General features: G+C 71.0%; 16 protein-coding genes. 8 read left to right on the top strand and 8 right to left on the bottom strand.

Going from position 1 to position 15,606, the window contains the following annotated elements:
• The first annotated feature begins 36 nt into the window (after positions 1–36).
• From ACFVT5_RS36500 to ACFVT5_RS36490, 3 genes are all read left to right on the top strand, one after another.
• The gene (locus ACFVT5_RS36500; RefSeq protein ID WP_389897229.1) at positions 37–1,188 is read left to right on the top strand and encodes an acyl-CoA dehydrogenase family protein; all 1,152 of its coding nucleotides are present in this window, start codon (positions 37–39) and stop codon (positions 1,186–1,188) included.
• A gap of 100 nt (positions 1,189–1,288) precedes the next feature.
• A complete protein-coding gene (locus ACFVT5_RS36495; RefSeq protein ID WP_389897228.1) occupies positions 1,289–1,594 on the top strand; it encodes a YiaA/YiaB family inner membrane protein in 306 nt (101 codons plus the stop codon).
• A gap of 58 nt (positions 1,595–1,652) precedes the next feature.
• Complete coding sequence (locus tag ACFVT5_RS36490; protein ID WP_389897225.1) at positions 1,653–2,303, top strand: TetR/AcrR family transcriptional regulator; 651 nt, start codon at positions 1,653–1,655, stop codon at positions 2,301–2,303.
• 12 nt (positions 2,304–2,315) lie between these two features.
• Here ACFVT5_RS36490 and ACFVT5_RS36485 read toward each other — a convergent pair whose 3' ends face one another.
• The gene (locus tag ACFVT5_RS36485; protein WP_389897222.1) at positions 2,316–2,777 is read right to left on the bottom strand and encodes a MaoC family dehydratase; all 462 of its coding nucleotides are present in this window, start codon (positions 2,775–2,777) and stop codon (positions 2,316–2,318) included.
• 115 nt (positions 2,778–2,892) lie between these two features.
• Here ACFVT5_RS36485 and soxR point away from each other — a divergent pair, with 115 nt between their 5' ends.
• Positions 2,893–3,420, top strand: coding sequence for a redox-sensitive transcriptional activator SoxR (gene soxR, locus ACFVT5_RS36480; protein ID WP_389897220.1), 528 nt, complete (start codon positions 2,893–2,895; stop codon positions 3,418–3,420).
• Positions 3,421–3,542: 122 nt separating this feature from the next.
• On the opposite strand, the gene ACFVT5_RS36475 is transcribed toward soxR, so the two are convergent.
• Positions 3,543–4,139 carry a hypothetical protein gene (locus ACFVT5_RS36475; protein ID WP_389897218.1) on the bottom strand — a complete coding sequence of 199 codons (597 nt, stop codon included), beginning with the start codon at positions 4,137–4,139 and terminating at the stop codon, positions 3,543–3,545.
• 301 nt (positions 4,140–4,440) lie between these two features.
• Here ACFVT5_RS36475 and ACFVT5_RS36470 point away from each other — a divergent pair, with 301 nt between their 5' ends.
• Positions 4,441–7,362 (top strand): penicillin acylase family protein, encoded by a 2,922-nt coding sequence (locus tag ACFVT5_RS36470; protein WP_389897216.1) that lies wholly within the window; start codon positions 4,441–4,443, stop codon positions 7,360–7,362.
• A 55-nt stretch (positions 7,363–7,417) separates the two neighbouring features.
• On the opposite strand, the gene ACFVT5_RS36465 is transcribed toward ACFVT5_RS36470, so the two are convergent.
• The gene (locus tag ACFVT5_RS36465; protein ID WP_389897213.1) at positions 7,418–8,662 is read right to left on the bottom strand and encodes an exo-beta-N-acetylmuramidase NamZ domain-containing protein; all 1,245 of its coding nucleotides are present in this window, start codon (positions 8,660–8,662) and stop codon (positions 7,418–7,420) included.
• An 869-nt stretch (positions 8,663–9,531) separates the two neighbouring features.
• Between ACFVT5_RS36465 and ACFVT5_RS36460 the strand changes: the two genes are divergently transcribed.
• Both ACFVT5_RS36460 and ACFVT5_RS36455 read left to right on the top strand, forming a co-directional pair.
• The gene (locus tag ACFVT5_RS36460) at positions 9,532–10,296 is read left to right on the top strand and encodes an SDR family oxidoreductase (protein ID WP_389897210.1); all 765 of its coding nucleotides are present in this window, start codon (positions 9,532–9,534) and stop codon (positions 10,294–10,296) included.
• Between the two features lie 108 nt (positions 10,297–10,404).
• Positions 10,405–10,998, top strand: coding sequence for a TetR/AcrR family transcriptional regulator (locus tag ACFVT5_RS36455; RefSeq protein ID WP_389897208.1), 594 nt, complete (start codon positions 10,405–10,407; stop codon positions 10,996–10,998).
• Positions 10,999–11,028: 30 nt separating this feature from the next.
• Here ACFVT5_RS36455 and ACFVT5_RS36450 read toward each other — a convergent pair whose 3' ends face one another.
• From ACFVT5_RS36450 to ACFVT5_RS36440, 3 genes are all read right to left on the bottom strand, one after another.
• A complete protein-coding gene (locus ACFVT5_RS36450) occupies positions 11,029–12,258 on the bottom strand; it encodes an acyl-CoA dehydrogenase family protein (protein WP_389897206.1) in 1,230 nt (409 codons plus the stop codon).
• Positions 12,259–12,264: 6 nt separating this feature from the next.
• Positions 12,265–13,299, bottom strand: coding sequence for a phosphotransferase family protein (locus ACFVT5_RS36445; protein WP_389897203.1), 1,035 nt, complete (start codon positions 13,297–13,299; stop codon positions 12,265–12,267).
• Between the two features lie 169 nt (positions 13,300–13,468).
• Positions 13,469–13,765, bottom strand: a complete 297-nt coding sequence (locus tag ACFVT5_RS36440) for a hypothetical protein (RefSeq protein WP_389897200.1) — start codon at positions 13,763–13,765, stop codon at positions 13,469–13,471.
• A 169-nt stretch (positions 13,766–13,934) separates the two neighbouring features.
• On the opposite strand from ACFVT5_RS36440, the gene ACFVT5_RS36435 reads away from it, so the two are divergent.
• On the top strand, positions 13,935–14,870 hold the full coding sequence (locus tag ACFVT5_RS36435; protein ID WP_389897197.1) for an NADP-dependent oxidoreductase: 936 nt from the start codon (positions 13,935–13,937) through the stop codon (positions 14,868–14,870).
• Between the two features lie 22 nt (positions 14,871–14,892).
• Here ACFVT5_RS36435 and ACFVT5_RS36430 read toward each other — a convergent pair whose 3' ends face one another.
• Both ACFVT5_RS36430 and ACFVT5_RS36425 read right to left on the bottom strand, forming a co-directional pair.
• Positions 14,893–15,210, bottom strand: a complete 318-nt coding sequence (locus ACFVT5_RS36430) for a DUF202 domain-containing protein (RefSeq protein ID WP_389897194.1) — start codon at positions 15,208–15,210, stop codon at positions 14,893–14,895.
• Positions 15,207–15,599 (bottom strand): YidH family protein, encoded by a 393-nt coding sequence (locus ACFVT5_RS36425; RefSeq protein ID WP_389897192.1) that lies wholly within the window; start codon positions 15,597–15,599, stop codon positions 15,207–15,209. Before ACFVT5_RS36425 ends, ACFVT5_RS36430 begins: the two co-directional genes overlap by 4 nt.
• Positions 15,600–15,606: the final 7 nt, after the last annotated feature.

The raw sequence follows: 15,606 nt of genomic DNA, 5'->3' as shown, positions 1-15,606 counted from the left end.
CGCTTTTCCGGCCCGCGACGACGAGGAGTCCCGCCCGTGAACCTGGAGCTGAGCGAGGAGCAGACCGCCGTCCGGGACCTGGCCGAGGACTTCGTCGCGCGCGAGATCACCCCGTACGCCGCCGAGTGGGACCGGGTGGAGTCGGTGGACCGTTCGATCGTCAGGAAGCTCGGCGATGTCGGCTTCCTCGGGCTGACCGTGGACGAGGAGTACGGCGGCTCGGGCGGCGACCATCTCGCGTACTGCCTGGTGACCGAGGAGTTGGGGCGCGGCGACTCGTCCGTGCGCGGCATCGTCTCCGTCTCGCTCGGCCTGGTCGCCAAGAGCATCGCGCACTGGGGCGGCGAGGAGCAGAAGCGGCGGTGGCTGCCGGGGCTGACCTCCGGCGAACTGCTCGGCTGCTTCGGCCTCACCGAACCGGGCACCGGATCCGACGCGGGCCATCTGACCACGCGCGCGGTCCGCGACGGCGGCGACTACGTGGTGTCCGGCACCAAGATGTTCATCACCAACGGCACCTGGGCCGATGTCGTCCTGGTCTTCGCCCGCACCGGTGACGAGCCGGGGCACCAGGGGATCTCCGCGTTCCTGGTGCCCACCGACAGCCCCGGCCTGACCCGCCGCGCCCTGCACGGCAAGCTCGGTCTGCGCGGGCAGGCGACCGCCGAAATGGTCTTCGAGGACGTCCGTGTGCCGGCCGCCGCGCTGCTCGGACCCGAGGGCAAGGGGTTCTCGGTGGCCATGTCCGCGCTGGCCAAGGGGCGGATGTCGGTGGCGGCCGGTTGCGTGGGCATCGGCCGGGCCGCGCTGGACGCCGCCGTGCGGTACGCGACCGAGCGCGAGCAGTTCGGCCGGACCCTCGCCCATCACCAGCTCGTCCAGGAACTGATCAGCGACATCGCCGTGGACATCGACGCGGCCCGGCTCCTCACCTGGCGCGTGGCCGATCTGGTGGACCGGGGCGAACCCTTCGCCACCGCGTCCTCGAAGGCCAAGCTCTTCGCCTCCGAGGCCGCCGTGCGCGCCGCGAACAACGCCCTCCAGGTCTTCGGCGGCTACGGCTACATCGACGAGTACCCGGCGGGCAAACTGCTGCGCGACGCCCGCGTCATGACCCTCTACGAGGGCACCAGCCAGATCCAGAAACTCCTCATCGGCCGCGCACTGACGGGCGTATCGGCGTTCTGACCTCCGGCGCCGCTTGTGCGCGTCACCCGAGTACCCGCGCGTACCCCGGCTGAGTACGGCGACGGATGTGACGGTGGTCGGCGCCGCCGATCCTGGGCGCATGAGTGAGCCAGCGGTCAAGCAGCAGTCCACGGCGGCCTTCTACGGACAGGCCGTCGCGTCCTTCGCGGTCGCCCTCGGAGCCACCGCGGCCGGGATCTTCAACCTGGACACGGACGCCTGGGTCCGGGCCTTCCTCGGGATCGCCGTGCTGTACCTCGTGACCTCCTGCTTCACCCTCGCCAAGGTCATCAGGGACCGGCAGGAGGCCGGTGAACTGGTCAGCCGGGTCGACCAGGCCCGAGTGGAACACCTGCTCGTCAGGCATGATCCCTTCCAGAAGGATGGGCGCCCGCCCACGAGCTAAGCGCTTGCTCAGCTTCGGGGGTATGGTGGCACCTCCGAACAGGCGGAGAGGAGCGCGCATGACTGCGGCGCAGGAGACCGGTGGCGAGACGCAGCCGTGGGGCGAGGTCAGCCCGGACGCGGCCAGGCGACTGCTCGTGGCCGCCGTGGACGCCTTCGCCGAGCGGGGGTACCACGCGACGACGACCCGGGACATCGCGGGCCGCGCGGGGATGAGCCCCGCCGCGCTCTACATCCACTACAAGACCAAGGAAGAGCTGCTCCACCGCATCAGCAGGATCGGCCACGACAAGGCCCTCGACATCCTGCGGACAGCGGCCGACCGCGAGGGCACCGCCGCCGAACGGCTCGCCGACGCCGTGCGCTCCTTCGTCCGCTGGCACGCCGAGCAGAGCACCACCGCGCGGGTCGTCCAGTACGAGCTGGAGGCGCTCGGACCCGAGGCCCGCGCGGAGATCGTCGCGCTGCGCCGCCGTACCGACGCCGTCGTCAGGGAACTCATCGACGACGGCGTGCGGGCCGGGGAGTTCGACGTACCCGACGCCCCCGGCACCACGGTGGCCGTCCTGTCGCTCTGCATCGACGTGGCCCGCTGGTTCAACATCGCGGGCCGGCGCACCGCTGACGAGGTCGGCGTGTTGTACGCGGACCTGGTCCTGCGGATGGTCGGCTACGACGGAGACGCGGCGTCCGTCCTGGCGGAGACGTAGCGCGGTGCCGGCTCAGAAGTAGTAGCGGGAGACCGATTCGGCGACGCACACCGGCTTCTCGCCGCCCTCGCGTTCGACCGTCACCGCCGCCGTGACCTGGACGCCGCCGCCCGCCTCCGTGACCTCGGCGAGTACGGCGGTGGCGCGCAGCCGTGAGCCGACCGGTACGGGGGAGGGGAAGCGGACCTTGTTGGTGCCGTAGTTGATGCCCATCTTCATGCCCTCGACCCGCATGATCTGCGGGACCAGTGTGGGCAGCAGCGACAGCGTGAGATAGCCGTGCGCGATGGTCCTGCCGAAGGGGCCGGCCGCCGCCCTCTCCGGGTCGACATGGATCCACTGGTGGTCGCCCGTCGCGTCCGCGAACAGATCGATCCGCTTCTGGTCGATCTCCAGCCAGTCGCTGTGGCCCAACTGCTCGCCGACCGCGGCCCGCAGCTCGTCGGCGGACGTGAAGATCCTCGGCTCTGCCATGTCCCTGGTCTCCCCTGCCTCATTGTCTAAGCGCTTGCTCAGCATGGTCGGGTACGGGGGCGATGTCAACGGACGCCCCGCGAGGGCGGTGCGCGGGGTGGGTAGGGTGCGAAGGGTGCCTCAGATCCCGGAGAAGATCCACGAGCTGACCGTCGGACAACTGTCCGCCCGGAGCGGTGTCGCGGTGTCCGCCCTGCACTTCTACGAGTCCAAGGGGCTGATCCGCAGCCGCAGGACCTCGGGGAACCAGCGGCGCTATCACCGGGACACGTTGCGGAGGGTCGCCTTCGTGCGGGCGGCGCAGCGGGTGGGGATTCCCCTCGCCACGATTCGTGACGCGCTGGCGGAGTTGCCGGAGGAGCGGACACCCACGCGGGCGGACTGGGCGCGGTTGTCCGAGACTTGGCGCTCGGAACTGGACGAGCGGATCAAGCAGTTGGGCAGGCTGAGGGACCACCTCACCGACTGCATCGGCTGCGGCTGCCTGTCCCTGGAGAACTGTGTGCTCTCCAACCCGAACGACACCTTCGGCGAAACCCAGTCCGGATCCCGCCTCTTGCCGAGAAGCCTCCGGGAGCCGTCCCGACCGGAGCCGGGCCGCACCCCGTCCCCCACACCGCCGAACCCTCGGTGCGACGGCTGAGCACCGCCGTGGCGGAAACACGTCTGCCCGCGACGGGAACCACGACGGTGCGGGTCCGGCGGCACCGGTGACGGGGGATGCGGTCTCGCCTCCGCACCCCTTCGGGTCACCGGGTCAACGGGTCACGCCGACAGCGGGAGCAGTACGCCGTCGCGCCGCACTCGCTGGAGTGTCGCGGGGGTCAGGACCGGGCGCGGCACCACGATGCCGCACGTCCGGCACACGGGACCCGAGTCCGGGTCGGCCTTGACGATCAGATCGGAGCGCGTGCACACGGGGCACACATCCCTGGGCTCACGCTCCAGCGCCGTGATCAGCCGCCGCAGCACATCCGCGAGCGCCCCCGACGGATGCACCTGGGGATCGTCGCACCAGGCGACACCGAAGCCGCCCCAGGTCAGCCGGTGCCAGTCGTCCACGCTCCCGGGACTGCGCAGCCCGTCATGCTTCTCGCGCCGCCTGCGCTCCGCGAACTGCGCCTCGTACGCGAGCCAGACCGCCCGCGCCGCTTCCAACTCGTCCAGCGCGGCCACCAGCCGCGCCGGGTCGGGCGACCGGTCCTCGGGGTCGAACCCCGCCCGGGAGCAGAGATGGTCCCAGGTCGCCCGATGCCCGTAAGGGGCAAACCTCTCCAGGCACTTACGCAGTGAATACCGCCGTAGCGCCAGATCGTTGCGCGGATCGCGCACCTGTCTCGCGAGACTCCGGAATCCGGCCATCTCCCAGCACCTCCGTCACCCGTACCTCTGTCACTCACCTGTACGTGGCGATCCGCGTACGCGTTCGCGGGCCGTCGCCGTACGGACGTTGACGAATAGACGTATGAGCCCGCGATTCGGCTCCCGTGGATCGGGGGCACCCGCACCAGTTGGCCGGAAATGACCGCCGAGGCGCCGGTCACCCCGAAAGTCGGCCGAAGGTCGCCCGGCCGTCACCCCGTAAAAAGTTGACGCATGTTCATCTTCACGGCCCGACCTACCGGCGGTAACCTCCGGCTCACCAATGTCGGGAGGAGCAGGAATGCCACCGCGCACGCCCAGAAACACCCTCGGCACCACCCCCCACGGACCCCACAGTCCCCGCGGCCCCCTCCGCCGTACGGTCCGCGGCGCCGTGCGGTCCCTCGCCGCCACCGTCGTGTTCGTCCTGGGCGCGGGGCTGCTGTCCCCGGCGTCCCAGGCGACGGCCGCGGCCCCGCCGCCGAACGACGACTACTGCCTCGGCCAGTGCTCGGACATCCTGCCGCCCGGGGCCAACGGCAACGCCACCCTCGTAGAGATACTCGGCCACCAGATATTCGGCACCCAACCGGCCCATGCCGACGACCAGTTGGGTCCCTACGACGCCCTGTCCTCCGGGTATGCGTCCCTCACCGACGACTCGCTGAGCACGTACTTCAACGACGCCTCCTTCGGTGTCCCCTCCGGTCAGGTCGCCTCCGTCACCCGCCCCCGCGACGATGTCACGATCACCCGGGACAAGAAGTACGGCATCCCCCACATCAAGGGCACCACGCGCTACGGCACCGAGTTCGGCGCGGGCTACGCGGCCGGGCAGGACCGGATGTGGCTGATCGACCTGTTCCGGCACATCGGGCGCGGCGAGTTGACCTCCTTCGCGGGGGGCGCCCTCGCCAACCAGGGCCTTGAGCAGGAGTTCTGGCCCCAGGCCCCGTACACCGAGCTGGACCTCCAGCGGCAGGTCGACTACCTCAGGGAGCGGTCCGGGGCGCGCGGTGAGCAGGCCATGGCGGACGCCCAGGCGTACATCGACGGCCTCAACGCCTATCGCGTCCAGTCCAAGAACGGCCGGTACTTCCCCGGCGAGTACGTCCTCACCGGCAAGATCGACTCGATCACCAATGTCGGCGAGATCCAGCCCTTCAAGATCACCGACATGATCGCGCTCGCCTCGGTCGTCGGCGGTCTGTTCGGCAACGGCGGCGGGGGAGAGGTCGACGCCGCGCTGTCCCTGCTCAAGTCCCAGGAGAAATACGGCGTCCAGGAGGGCACCCGGATCTGGGAGTCGTTCCGCCAGCGCAACGACCCCGAGACCGTGCTGACGATCAACGACGGCACCGCCTTCCCGTACGCGGAGAAGCCGGCCAGCGCGCGCGGCACGGCGCTGCCGGATCCGGGTTCGGTGGAGAAGGAACAGTTGGTGTACGACCGCACGGGATCGGCGAGGTCCGCCGCCGCGGCCACCCCGACGGCCTCCGGTAAGTCACTGCCGAAGACGCCCGTCAAGACGTCCAGTGCCCTCAAGCGCGCACAGGGCATCTTCGACGACGGGGTACTGCCCGCCGACATGTTCAGCGGCGGCGCCGCCAAGAAGGGCATGTCCAACGCCCTGCTCGTGTCCGGGAAGAACACCGCCAGCGGCCATCCCGTCGCCGTGTTCGGCCCGCAGACCGGGTACTTCGCACCCCAACTGCTCATGATGCAGGAGCTTCAGGGCCCCGGTATCAGCGCGCACGGTGTCTCGTTCGCCGGCGTCGGCATGTACATCCAGCTCGGCCGGGGCCAGGACTACGCCTGGTCGGCGACCTCCGCCGGACAGGACATCACCGACACCTACGCCGTCCCGCTCTGCGAGCCCAACGGCTCGGCGCCCACCAAGCAGTCGACCCACTACCTCTACCGGGGCACCTGCACACCGATGGAGAAGCTGGAGAAGAGCAACGCCTGGAAGCCGTCCGTCGCCGACTCCACGGCCGCCGGCTCGTACCGGATGCAGGTCTTCCGAACCCAGTACGGCGTGGTGACCCACCGCGCGACCGTCGACGGCAAACCCGTCGCGTACGCCTCGCTGCGCTCCACCTACCGGCACGAGGCCGACTCCATCATCGGCTTCCAGATGCTGAACGACCCCGGCGTCGTGAAGGACGCCCCCTCGTTCGCCGAGGCGACTCAGCACATCAGCTACGCCTTCAACTGGTTCTACGCGGACTCACGCGACATCGCCTACTACAACAGCGGTGCCAACCCGGTGCGCGCGGCGGACGTCGACCCGACGTTCCCGGTGAAGGCCGAACAGACCTACGAATGGCGCGACTTCGACCCCACCGACAACACCTCGGCGCAGACCCCGCCCGCCGAACACCCCCAGTCGGTCAACCAGGACTACTACATCTCCTGGAACAACAAACAGGCCGAGCGGTACAGCGCCGCCAACCCCAGCCTGGGCGCCGTGCACCGCGGCAACCTCCTCGACGGCCGGGTGAAGAAGCTCGTCGCGGCCGGCGGTGTCACCCGGGCCTCGCTGACCCAGGCGATGGCGGAGGCCGCCGTCACCGATCTGCGCGCGGAACAGGTCCTGCCCGAGATCCTCAAGGTGCTGCGCAGCAAACCGATCGACGACCCCGCGCTCACCAAGGCCGTCCAGCAACTGGAGGCATGGCGTACGGCGGGCTCCCAGCGCAAGGAGACATCGGCCGGCTCGCACACCTACGCCCACTCCGACGCGATCCGCATCCTGGACGCCTGGTGGCCGAAGTTGGTCGAGGCCGAGTTCAAACCGGGCCTCGGGCAAGGGCTGTGGGACGCGCTGACCGCGCAGCTCGGCATCGACGAGTCCCCGTCGGCGGGCCACGGCCCCACCGGCGCGCACGCGGGCTCCGCCTTCCAGTACGGCTGGTGGGGCTATGTCGACAAGGACCTGCGGTCGGTGCTCGGACAGACCGTGAAGGGCCCGCTGGGCCGTACGTACTGCGGTGACGGCGATCTCGGCGCCTGCCGGGACGCGCTCCTGAGCACCCTCAAGACGGCGGCGGCCGTGCCCGCGGCCACGGTCTACCCCGGCGACGCGAGCTGCTCGGCGGGCGACCAGTGGTGCTCCGACGCGATCGTGCAGCGCGCGCTCGGCGGCATCACGCACCGCGCGATCCAGTGGCAGAACCGGCCCACGTACCAGCAGGTCGTGGAGTTCCCCTCGCACCGCTGAGGTGACGCCCGACCGGTGACCCGTCCCACGGGTCACCGGTTTCGGGCGGCCGGGGTCAGTGGTAGGCGAGGTACTTCTTGCGGGTGGCGCGGAAGGCGGCGAGTTCGCCCTGCCAGGCGGCGACCACCTCGTCCGTACCGGCTCCCGCGTCGATCATCGTGCGGACCTGGGTCGACCCCGTCAGTTTGTCGATCCAGTTGTCCGAGCGCCACGCGAAGCCGCTCCACACCTGCTTCGCCGTGACCAGCAGCGCGATCCCGGTCCGTACCGGGTCGAACGCCGCCCGGTCCGCCAGATGGAGCTGCACCCCGCCGACCGTCTTGCCCTGGAACTTGGAGAACGTCGGCGCGAAGTACGCCTCACGGAAGTGCACGCCGGGCAGGGCGAGTTCGTTCACGGCGGCGGCCCACCGCTGGTCGATGCCCTCCGCGCCGAGCAGTTCGAAGGGCCGGGTCGTGCCGCGCCCCTCGGAGAGATTGGTGCCCTCGAACAGACAGGTGCCGGAGTAGACGAGCGCCGTGTCGGTCGTCGGCATGTTCGGGCTCGGCGGCACCCACGGCAGCCCCGACGCCTCGTAGAAGTCGGACCGCTTCCAGCCGCTCATCAGAACGGTGTCGAGGCGTACGGGCTTCGCCAGGAACTCGTGGTTGAACAGCCGCGCCAGCTCGGCCACCGTCATTCCGTGGGCCTGGGAGATCGGCTGCCGCCCGACGAAGGTCGCGAACTCCTTGTGCAGCACCGGGCCGTAGGCGCCCCGACCGGTCACCGGATTGGGGCGGTCCAGGACCACGAACCGCTTGCCGGCGAGCTGCGCGGCCTCCATGCAGTCGAACAGGGTCCAGATGTACGTGTAGAACCGGGCGCCGACGTCCTGGATGTCGAAGACGACCGTGTCCACGCCCGACGCCGTGAAGATGTCGGCGAGCGGCTGTCCGCTCTTCAGATACGTGTCGTAGACGGGCAGTCCGGTCGCCGGATCGTCGTACCGGCCCTCCGAGCCGCCCGCCTGGGCCGTCCCCCGGAACCCGTGCTCGGGCCCGAACACCGCCACCAGGTCGACCCGGTCGTCGGCGTGCATCACGTCCACGAGGTGCCGGACGTCCCGGGTGACGCCGGTCGGATTGGTGACGACGCCGACCTTGTCACCGGCGAGGACGGCGTAGCCGCCCGCGACCAGCCGTTCGAAACCGGTCCTGAGGCGGTGCGCCGAGCCTTCACCGGACGCCGCGGCGGCCGGGACCGTCGCCGCCGCGGTGGCCAGGGTGGTGGCGGCCAGCAGGCGCCGTCTGGACAGATGCATGGGCAGACCTCCGAAAGATCGCGGATCTGACATGAACACGGAACGCTAGCGCGGGCTGTGCGGTGACGGAACCAGGCGCGGGGCGCTGCCGCCCCGCGATCACCCGCCTGCCACGGCCGTCGCGGCCGGGGTCCCGGCTGCGCCGGAGGCCACCGCTGCGCCCGCGTCGGTCGGTTCGGCACCGCCGGTCAGCGCCGCGGGGCGACTCGCCGTCGCGGCGGAGAAGATTTCCGGCTCCGCCGGCGGGGTGCGTCGCTGCGCTTGTCGGGGTCGGTTGGTTCGGCACTCCCCGTCGCGACGGGGAAGACTTCCGGCTCCGCCGGGGGGATGCTTCGCTGCGCTCGCCCGCGCCGGCCGGTTCGGCACCGCCGGTCAGCGCCGCGGGGCGACTCGCCGTCGCGGCGGAGAAGAAATCCGGCTGCGCCGGAGGCCATCGCTGCGCGCGCCGAGGTGGGTTGGTTTGGTGCCCCTGATCAATGTCGTGGGGTGATTCGTTGTTGCGGCGGAGAGGATTTCCGGCTGCGTCGGTGGGGTGCTTCGCTGCTGGGCCGACTCGCCGTCGCAGCGGAGACACGTTCCGGCTCCGCCGGGCAGTGCGGCTTCGTCGCCGGGAGCAGGGGGATCGCGACTGCGTCAGCTCTCCCCCCCACCCGGCCGATGCAGCCGGACATCTTCTCTTCTCCGCCGCCGACGCAGCCGAACCAATCGACCCGGGCGACCGCAGCGAAGGGCCCTGGCGCAGCAGGCAGCACCTCCCACCCCGGCGAGCACGCCGGTGACCGTCCGGCTCGGGCGAGCGCAGCGCAGGGTTTCGTTGGGGTGACCGACTGCTTAGTCTGTTGGTGGGTTCGAGTTGAGGGAGAGTGTTCGTGGAGAGTCTGCGTGGGGTGGGTGTTGTCGTCACTGGTGCCGGGAGCGGGATCGGGGCGGCGCTTGCTCGGCGGTTTGCCGGGGTGGGGGCGCGGGTTGTTGTCAATGATCTGGATGTTGGCAAAGCCGAGGCGGTGGCCGGTGAGTGTGGCGGCATCGCGGTGCCGGGGGATGCCTCGGGGATCGTGGCCGAGGCTCGGGACGCGCTCGGCGGCACCGTCGATGTGTACTGCGCCAACGCGGGGCTCGGCTCGGGCGGTACCGAGAGCGCCGACGAAGCCGTGTGGGACGCGGCCTGGGACGTCAACGTGATGGCACATGTCCGCGCGGCACGCGCCCTGTTGCCCGAGTGGCTGGAGCGCGGCAGCGGCCGGTTCGTCTCCACCGTCTCGGCCGCCGGACTGCTCACCATGATCGGCGCGGCGCCCTACAGCGTCACCAAACACGGCGCGTACGCCTTCGCCGAGTGGCTGTCGCTGACCTACCGGCACCGCGGCCTCAAGGTCCACGCGATCTGCCCGCAGGGCGTCCGTACCGACATGCTCACGGCGACCGGTTCGGCGGGCGACCTGGTCCTCGTGCCCACCGCGATCGCACCGGAGGCCGTAGCCGAGGCCCTGTTCGCGGGCATCGAGGAGGACCGCTTCCTGATCCTGCCGCACCCCGAGGTCGCCGCGTACTACCGGGTGCGCGCCACCGAGCCCGACACCTGGCTCACCGGCATGAACCACCTCCAGCAGAAGTGGGAGGGGATGCCCCGCTGACCCGATTCCGCTCGACCACGAGAACCTGTCGGACTTGCCGAGAACGAGCAGTGAGAAGATCCTCCGGCAGGAGCGACGACGCGTGACGACGGAAGGCGGGTGGCCGAAGTGCCCAGGACGACGGACGGCGACGGGGTACCCGTACCGCAGCGGCTGCTGGCGGCTGCCACCCGCCTCTTCGCCGGGCAGGGCTACGACCGCACCTCGGTCCAGGAGATCGTCGAGGCGGCCGGCGTCACCAAAGGCGCGCTCTACCACTACTTCGGCTCCAAGGAGGATCTCCTCCAGGAGATCTACGCACGGATGCTGCGCCTCCAACAGGACCGCCTCGACGGCTTCGCCGAGGCCGAGGCGCCGGTCGAGCGGCGGCTGCGGGACGCGGCGGCGGACGTCGTCGTCACGACCATCGAGAACCTGGACGACGCGGCGATCTTCCAGCGGTCCATGCACCAACTGAGCCCCGAGAAGAACAAGCAGGTACGCGCCGAGCGGCGCCGCTACCACGAGCGGTTCCGGGCCCTGGTCGAGGAGGGGCAGGCGGCCGGTGTCTTCTCCACCGCCACGCCCGCCGACCTCGTCGTCGACTACCACTTCGGCTCGGTGCACCACCTGCCGACCTGGTACCGCGCGGACGGCCCGCTCACCCCGCAGGAGATCGCCGACCACCTCGCCGACCTGCTGCTGCGCGCACTGCGCCCGTAACGCGCGCTCACCCGTCAGCCCGTCAGCCCGTCAGCCCGTCACCTCGGACAGGTACGGCTTCAACTCCCGCCGCGCCAGCGAACGTTGGTGCACCTCGTCCGGGCCGTCCGCGAGCCGCAGTGTCCGCGCCCCGGCCCACAGCTCCGCCAGCGGGAAGTCCTGGCTGACCCCGCCCGCACCGTGCAACTGCACCGCCCGGTCGAGGATGTCGACCACCGTCCTCGGCGTCGCGATCTTGATCGCCTGGATCTCGGTGTGCGCGCCCTTGTTGCCGACCGTGTCCATCAGCCAGGCCGTCTTCAGCACCAGGAGCCGCAGTTGCTCCACGGCGACCCGCGCGTCCGCGATCCACTCCTGTACGACGCCCTGCTGGGCCAGCGACTTGCCGAACGCGGTACGCGCCACGGCCCGCCGGCACATCAGCTCGATCGCCCGCTCGGCGACCCCGATCAGCCGCATGCAGTGGTGGATACGGCCGGGGCCGAGCCGGGCCTGCGAGATCGCGAAGCCGCCGCCCTCCTCGCCGATCAGGTTCGTCACCGGTACCCGCACCCGGTCGAACACGACCTCCGCGTGCCCGCCGTGCCCGTGGTCCTCGTACCCGTACACCCGCATCGCGCGCCGCACCTCGACGCCCGGGGTGTCCCGGGGGACCAGGACCATCGACTGCTGACGGCGGATGTCCGGCCCGTCCGGGTCGGTCTTGCCCATCACGATGAAGATCTCGCAACGCGGGTTCATCGCGCCGGAGATGTACCACTTGCGGCCCGAGATGACGTACGCGTCGCCGTCCCGCTCGATCCGGGTGGTGATGTTGGTCGCGTCGGACGAGGCCACCTCGGGCTCCGTCATCGCGAACGCCGACCGGATCTCACCGTCGAGCAGCGGACGCAGCCACTGCTTACGCTGCGCCTCGGTGCCGAACTGGGCCAGCACCTCCATGTTGCCGGTGTCCGGGGCCGCGCAGTTCAGGGCGGTCGGGGCGAGGTCGGGCGAGCGGCCGGAGATCTCGGCGAGCGGCGCGTACTGAAGGTTGGTCAGACCGGCGCCGTGCTCCGGGTCCGGCAGGAACAGGTTCCACAGCCCCTGCCTGCGGGCCTCGGCCTTCAACTCCTCCACGACCGCCGGGGTGTCCCAGGGCGAGGCGAGCCGGGCGCGCTGCTCCCGAGCGACCTCCTCGGCCGGGTAGACGTAGGCGTCCATGAACGCGAGGAGCCGGCCGCGCAGTTCCTCGGTCCGGGCGTCGAATGCGAAGTCCATGGGGGATCAGCCCTCCTGAAGGGTGGTCAGGCCGTGATCGATGAAGACGGGCACCAGGGGGCCCATCCGGTCGAAGCCCGCGCCGACGGTCTGGCCCAGGGTGTAGCGGTAGTGGATGCCTTCGAGGATCACGGCGAGCTTGAACCACGCGAACGCCGTGTACCAGGACACCGCCGACACATCGCGCCCCGAGCGCTCCGCGTACCGCTCGATCAGCTCGGCGGGGGACGGGTGTCCGGGGGCGGAGGCGGTGGTGCTGATCGGGGAGTCCGGAACCTCAAGGCGGGCGCTGTACATCGCCAGCAGGCCCAGGTCGGTGAGCGGATCGCCGAGCGTCGACATCTCCCAGTCGAGCACCGCCTTGATCCGGTCGCCGTCGCCGATCAGGACGTTGTCGAGGCGGTAGTCGCCGTGCACGACCGTCGGCGCGGGGGAGTGCGGCAGGGCGCGGCCGAGCGCCGCGTGCAGCTCGTCGATACCGGGCAGCTCGCGGTCGCGCGACGCGTCGAGCTGCTTGCCCCAGCGGCGCAGCTGCCGGTCGAGGAAGCCCTCGGGGCGCCCGAAGTCCGCGAGTCCGACGGCCGCCGGATCCACCGCGTGCAGGTCGACCAGCGTGTCCACCAGGGCGAGTACGGCGGCCCTGGTCCGCTCGGCGCCCAGCGGGGCCAACTGGCCGGAGGTCCGGTAGGGCGTGCCGTCCACGAACTCCATCACGTAGAACGGCGCCCCGAGCACGTCCTCGTCCTCGCAGAGCAGCAGCGGCTCCGGTACGGGGACGGCCGTGGGGTGCAGTGCCTCGATCACGCGGTGTTCGCGCCGCATGTCGTGCGCGGTGGCCAGGACATGGCCGAGCGGGGGGCGGCGCACGACCCAGCGCGCGGTGCCGTCGGTGACGGCGTAGGTGAGGTTCGACCGCCCGCCCTCGATCAGACGTCCCGTCAGCGGACCGCCGAGCAGGCCCGGCCGGGCGCGGTCCAGATGGTCCCGCAGCCGATCGAGGTCGAGCCCCGGTGGGTGGCCCGGTGGCTGGCCTGTGGGCATACGTCACTCCCTCGCGTGTGAACTTAAGTCAACATCATGCCGACCAGTCGGTATGCACGTCCAGGGGGCAAGTCCGGAGGGCAGGTCCAGGGGCAAAGAGAACCGCCGTACCAAGGCAGGGTAAGTGCCCTGTCGAGGTACGGCGGTTCTGCGGGTGGACCGTGCGGGTCTAGTGGTCGTCCCAGTGGCCGTTGTGCGCGGCGTGCCGATGGCCCTCGTGGACGTAGTCGACGTGGTCCCCGTGGCGCACGGAGGTGTGCCCGCACCCCTCCCCGTGCTGATGCTCGTGCCCCGCGTGCGCGACGTGTCCCGACGGCTCGCACTCGTCCCAGTGCTCCGCGTGCCTGCGGTGCAGATGGCCGTCGTGGGCGTAGTCGACATGGTCCCCGTGCGGGACCTCGGGGTGGCCGCAGTCCGGGCCGTGGGTGTGCTCGTGGACGGGGTGCTCATGGTGGAGGGTGCTCATGAAGCTCACCTTCGGGGTACGGGATCCGGTGCCGGCGCGGACACGGACGCGACGATTCCGGTCCCGGCGCGGGCACGGTGACCCGCACAGCGTAGCCCGTAATGCCCCTTCTGTACGTGTATGCGAAACTCGTTGATATTTCTACGGACTTCCCCGAGGGGCGCAGTGCATGAAGGCCATCAGCTACCGCCGGTACGGCGGCCCCGAGGTCATGGAGTACGGCGATGTCCGCGACCCGAAGGTCGGCCCGGACTCCGTGCTGGTCAAGGTGCGCGCCGCGGCCGTGAACCCGGTCGACCTGAAGTGCCGCGAGGGTCGCCTTGACGCCCTGCTCGACCCGGTGTTCCCGGTGATTCCGGGCTGGGACGTCGCCGGCGTGGTCGTTCAACCGGGCGTGTCGATCACCGAGTTCGCGGTCGGTGACGAGGTCGTCGGATACGTCCGCGAGGACATGCTGTCGCGCGGCACCTTCGCCGAGTACGTCGCCGCCCCCGTCCGCACCCTCGCCCGCAAGCCCCGCAACCTCAGCTTCGAGGAGGCCGCCGGGCTGCCCCTGGCCGGACTCACGGCCTACCAGGTCGTCGTCGGCGCGCTCGGCGTCAAGGAGGGCGAGACGGTCCTCGTGCACGCGGCGGCGGGCGGCGTCGGCTCGACGGCCGTCCAGCTCGCCCGGCACGCCGGCGCCCGAGTCATCGGCACCGCGAGCGAGCACAACCACGGCTATCTGCGGGAACTCGGCGCCGATCCGGTGACGTACGGGGACGGCGCGGCCGATCGGGTGAGGGCGCTCGCCCCGGACGGGCTCGACGCCGTCTTCGACACGATCGGCGGCGAGACCCTCCGCTGGTCGGCGGAGCTCCTCGCGCCGGAGGGGCGCCTCGCGTCGATCGCCGACCACCATGTACTCGGCCTCGGCGGCCGGTACGTCTACTGCCGCCCCGACCCGCACGACCTCGCCCGGCTGTCCGACCTCGCCGAGCAGGGCGTGCTCACGGTCCATGTCGCGGAGACGTTCCCGCTGGAGCGGGCGGCCGACGCACACCGCCGCAGCGCCGAGGGCCACACCCGGGGCAAGCTGGTCGTGACGGTCGACTGGGCCGACTGAGCCACCGCGGCCCCCTTCGCGCTCAGAACACGACCGCCGCCGCGCACACCGCCAGCGCCACCGTGCAGACGGCCGCCGTCGCCGCGTACCGGGGGCTCAGCCGGGGCGGGCGGCCCTGGGCGCCGGCCAGCGCGACGATCCGCCGGTGTGCCACGGCCAGGAAGGCCAGCCACAGCAGTACGCACAGCCCGCTCGCCACCGCGCCCAACGCGGTCGTCCTGTCGTGCGCGGCGGCCCTCGCCGCCAGCACCGTGGCCACGGTCGCGGCCAACGTCGTACGCCGCCACGCGAGCCGGGTCCTTTCGGGCTGGAGTCCCGGGTCCCGTTCCGGCGCGGTCATCCCGCCCAGCCCGCCAGGACGACCAGGACCATCGCGAGCGCGACCACCGCGACGGCGATGCCGAGCAGTACGGGGAAGCGGGACACCGGCAGGTCCTCGCCGCGCCGCATCGCGCGCTCGCAGCGCACCCAGTGGTTGATCGCGCGCAGCGAGCACAGGACGCCCGCCCCGAGCAGGGACAGGGAAAGGCCGACGCGCCAGCCCCAGCGCAGGTCCGGCAGGAACTGGTCCACGGCGAAACCGCCGCCGATCAGCGCGAGTGCGGTACGCAGCCAGGCGAGGAAGGTGCGCTCGTTGGCCAGCGAGAAGCGGTAGTCGGGCGTGTCGCCCTCCTCCGCGATGCGCTGGGGCGCGAACCAGAGCCGCACGGACTGCCTGAAGTCGATCACGCGCGCA

It is taken from the genome of Streptomyces sp. NPDC058001 (assembly GCF_042886315.1).
Lineage (GTDB): Bacteria > Actinomycetota > Actinomycetes > Streptomycetales > Streptomycetaceae > Streptomyces.
The sequence above is the reverse complement of the archived record's forward strand: the minus strand, read 5'-3'. Positions and strand labels throughout refer to the sequence as shown.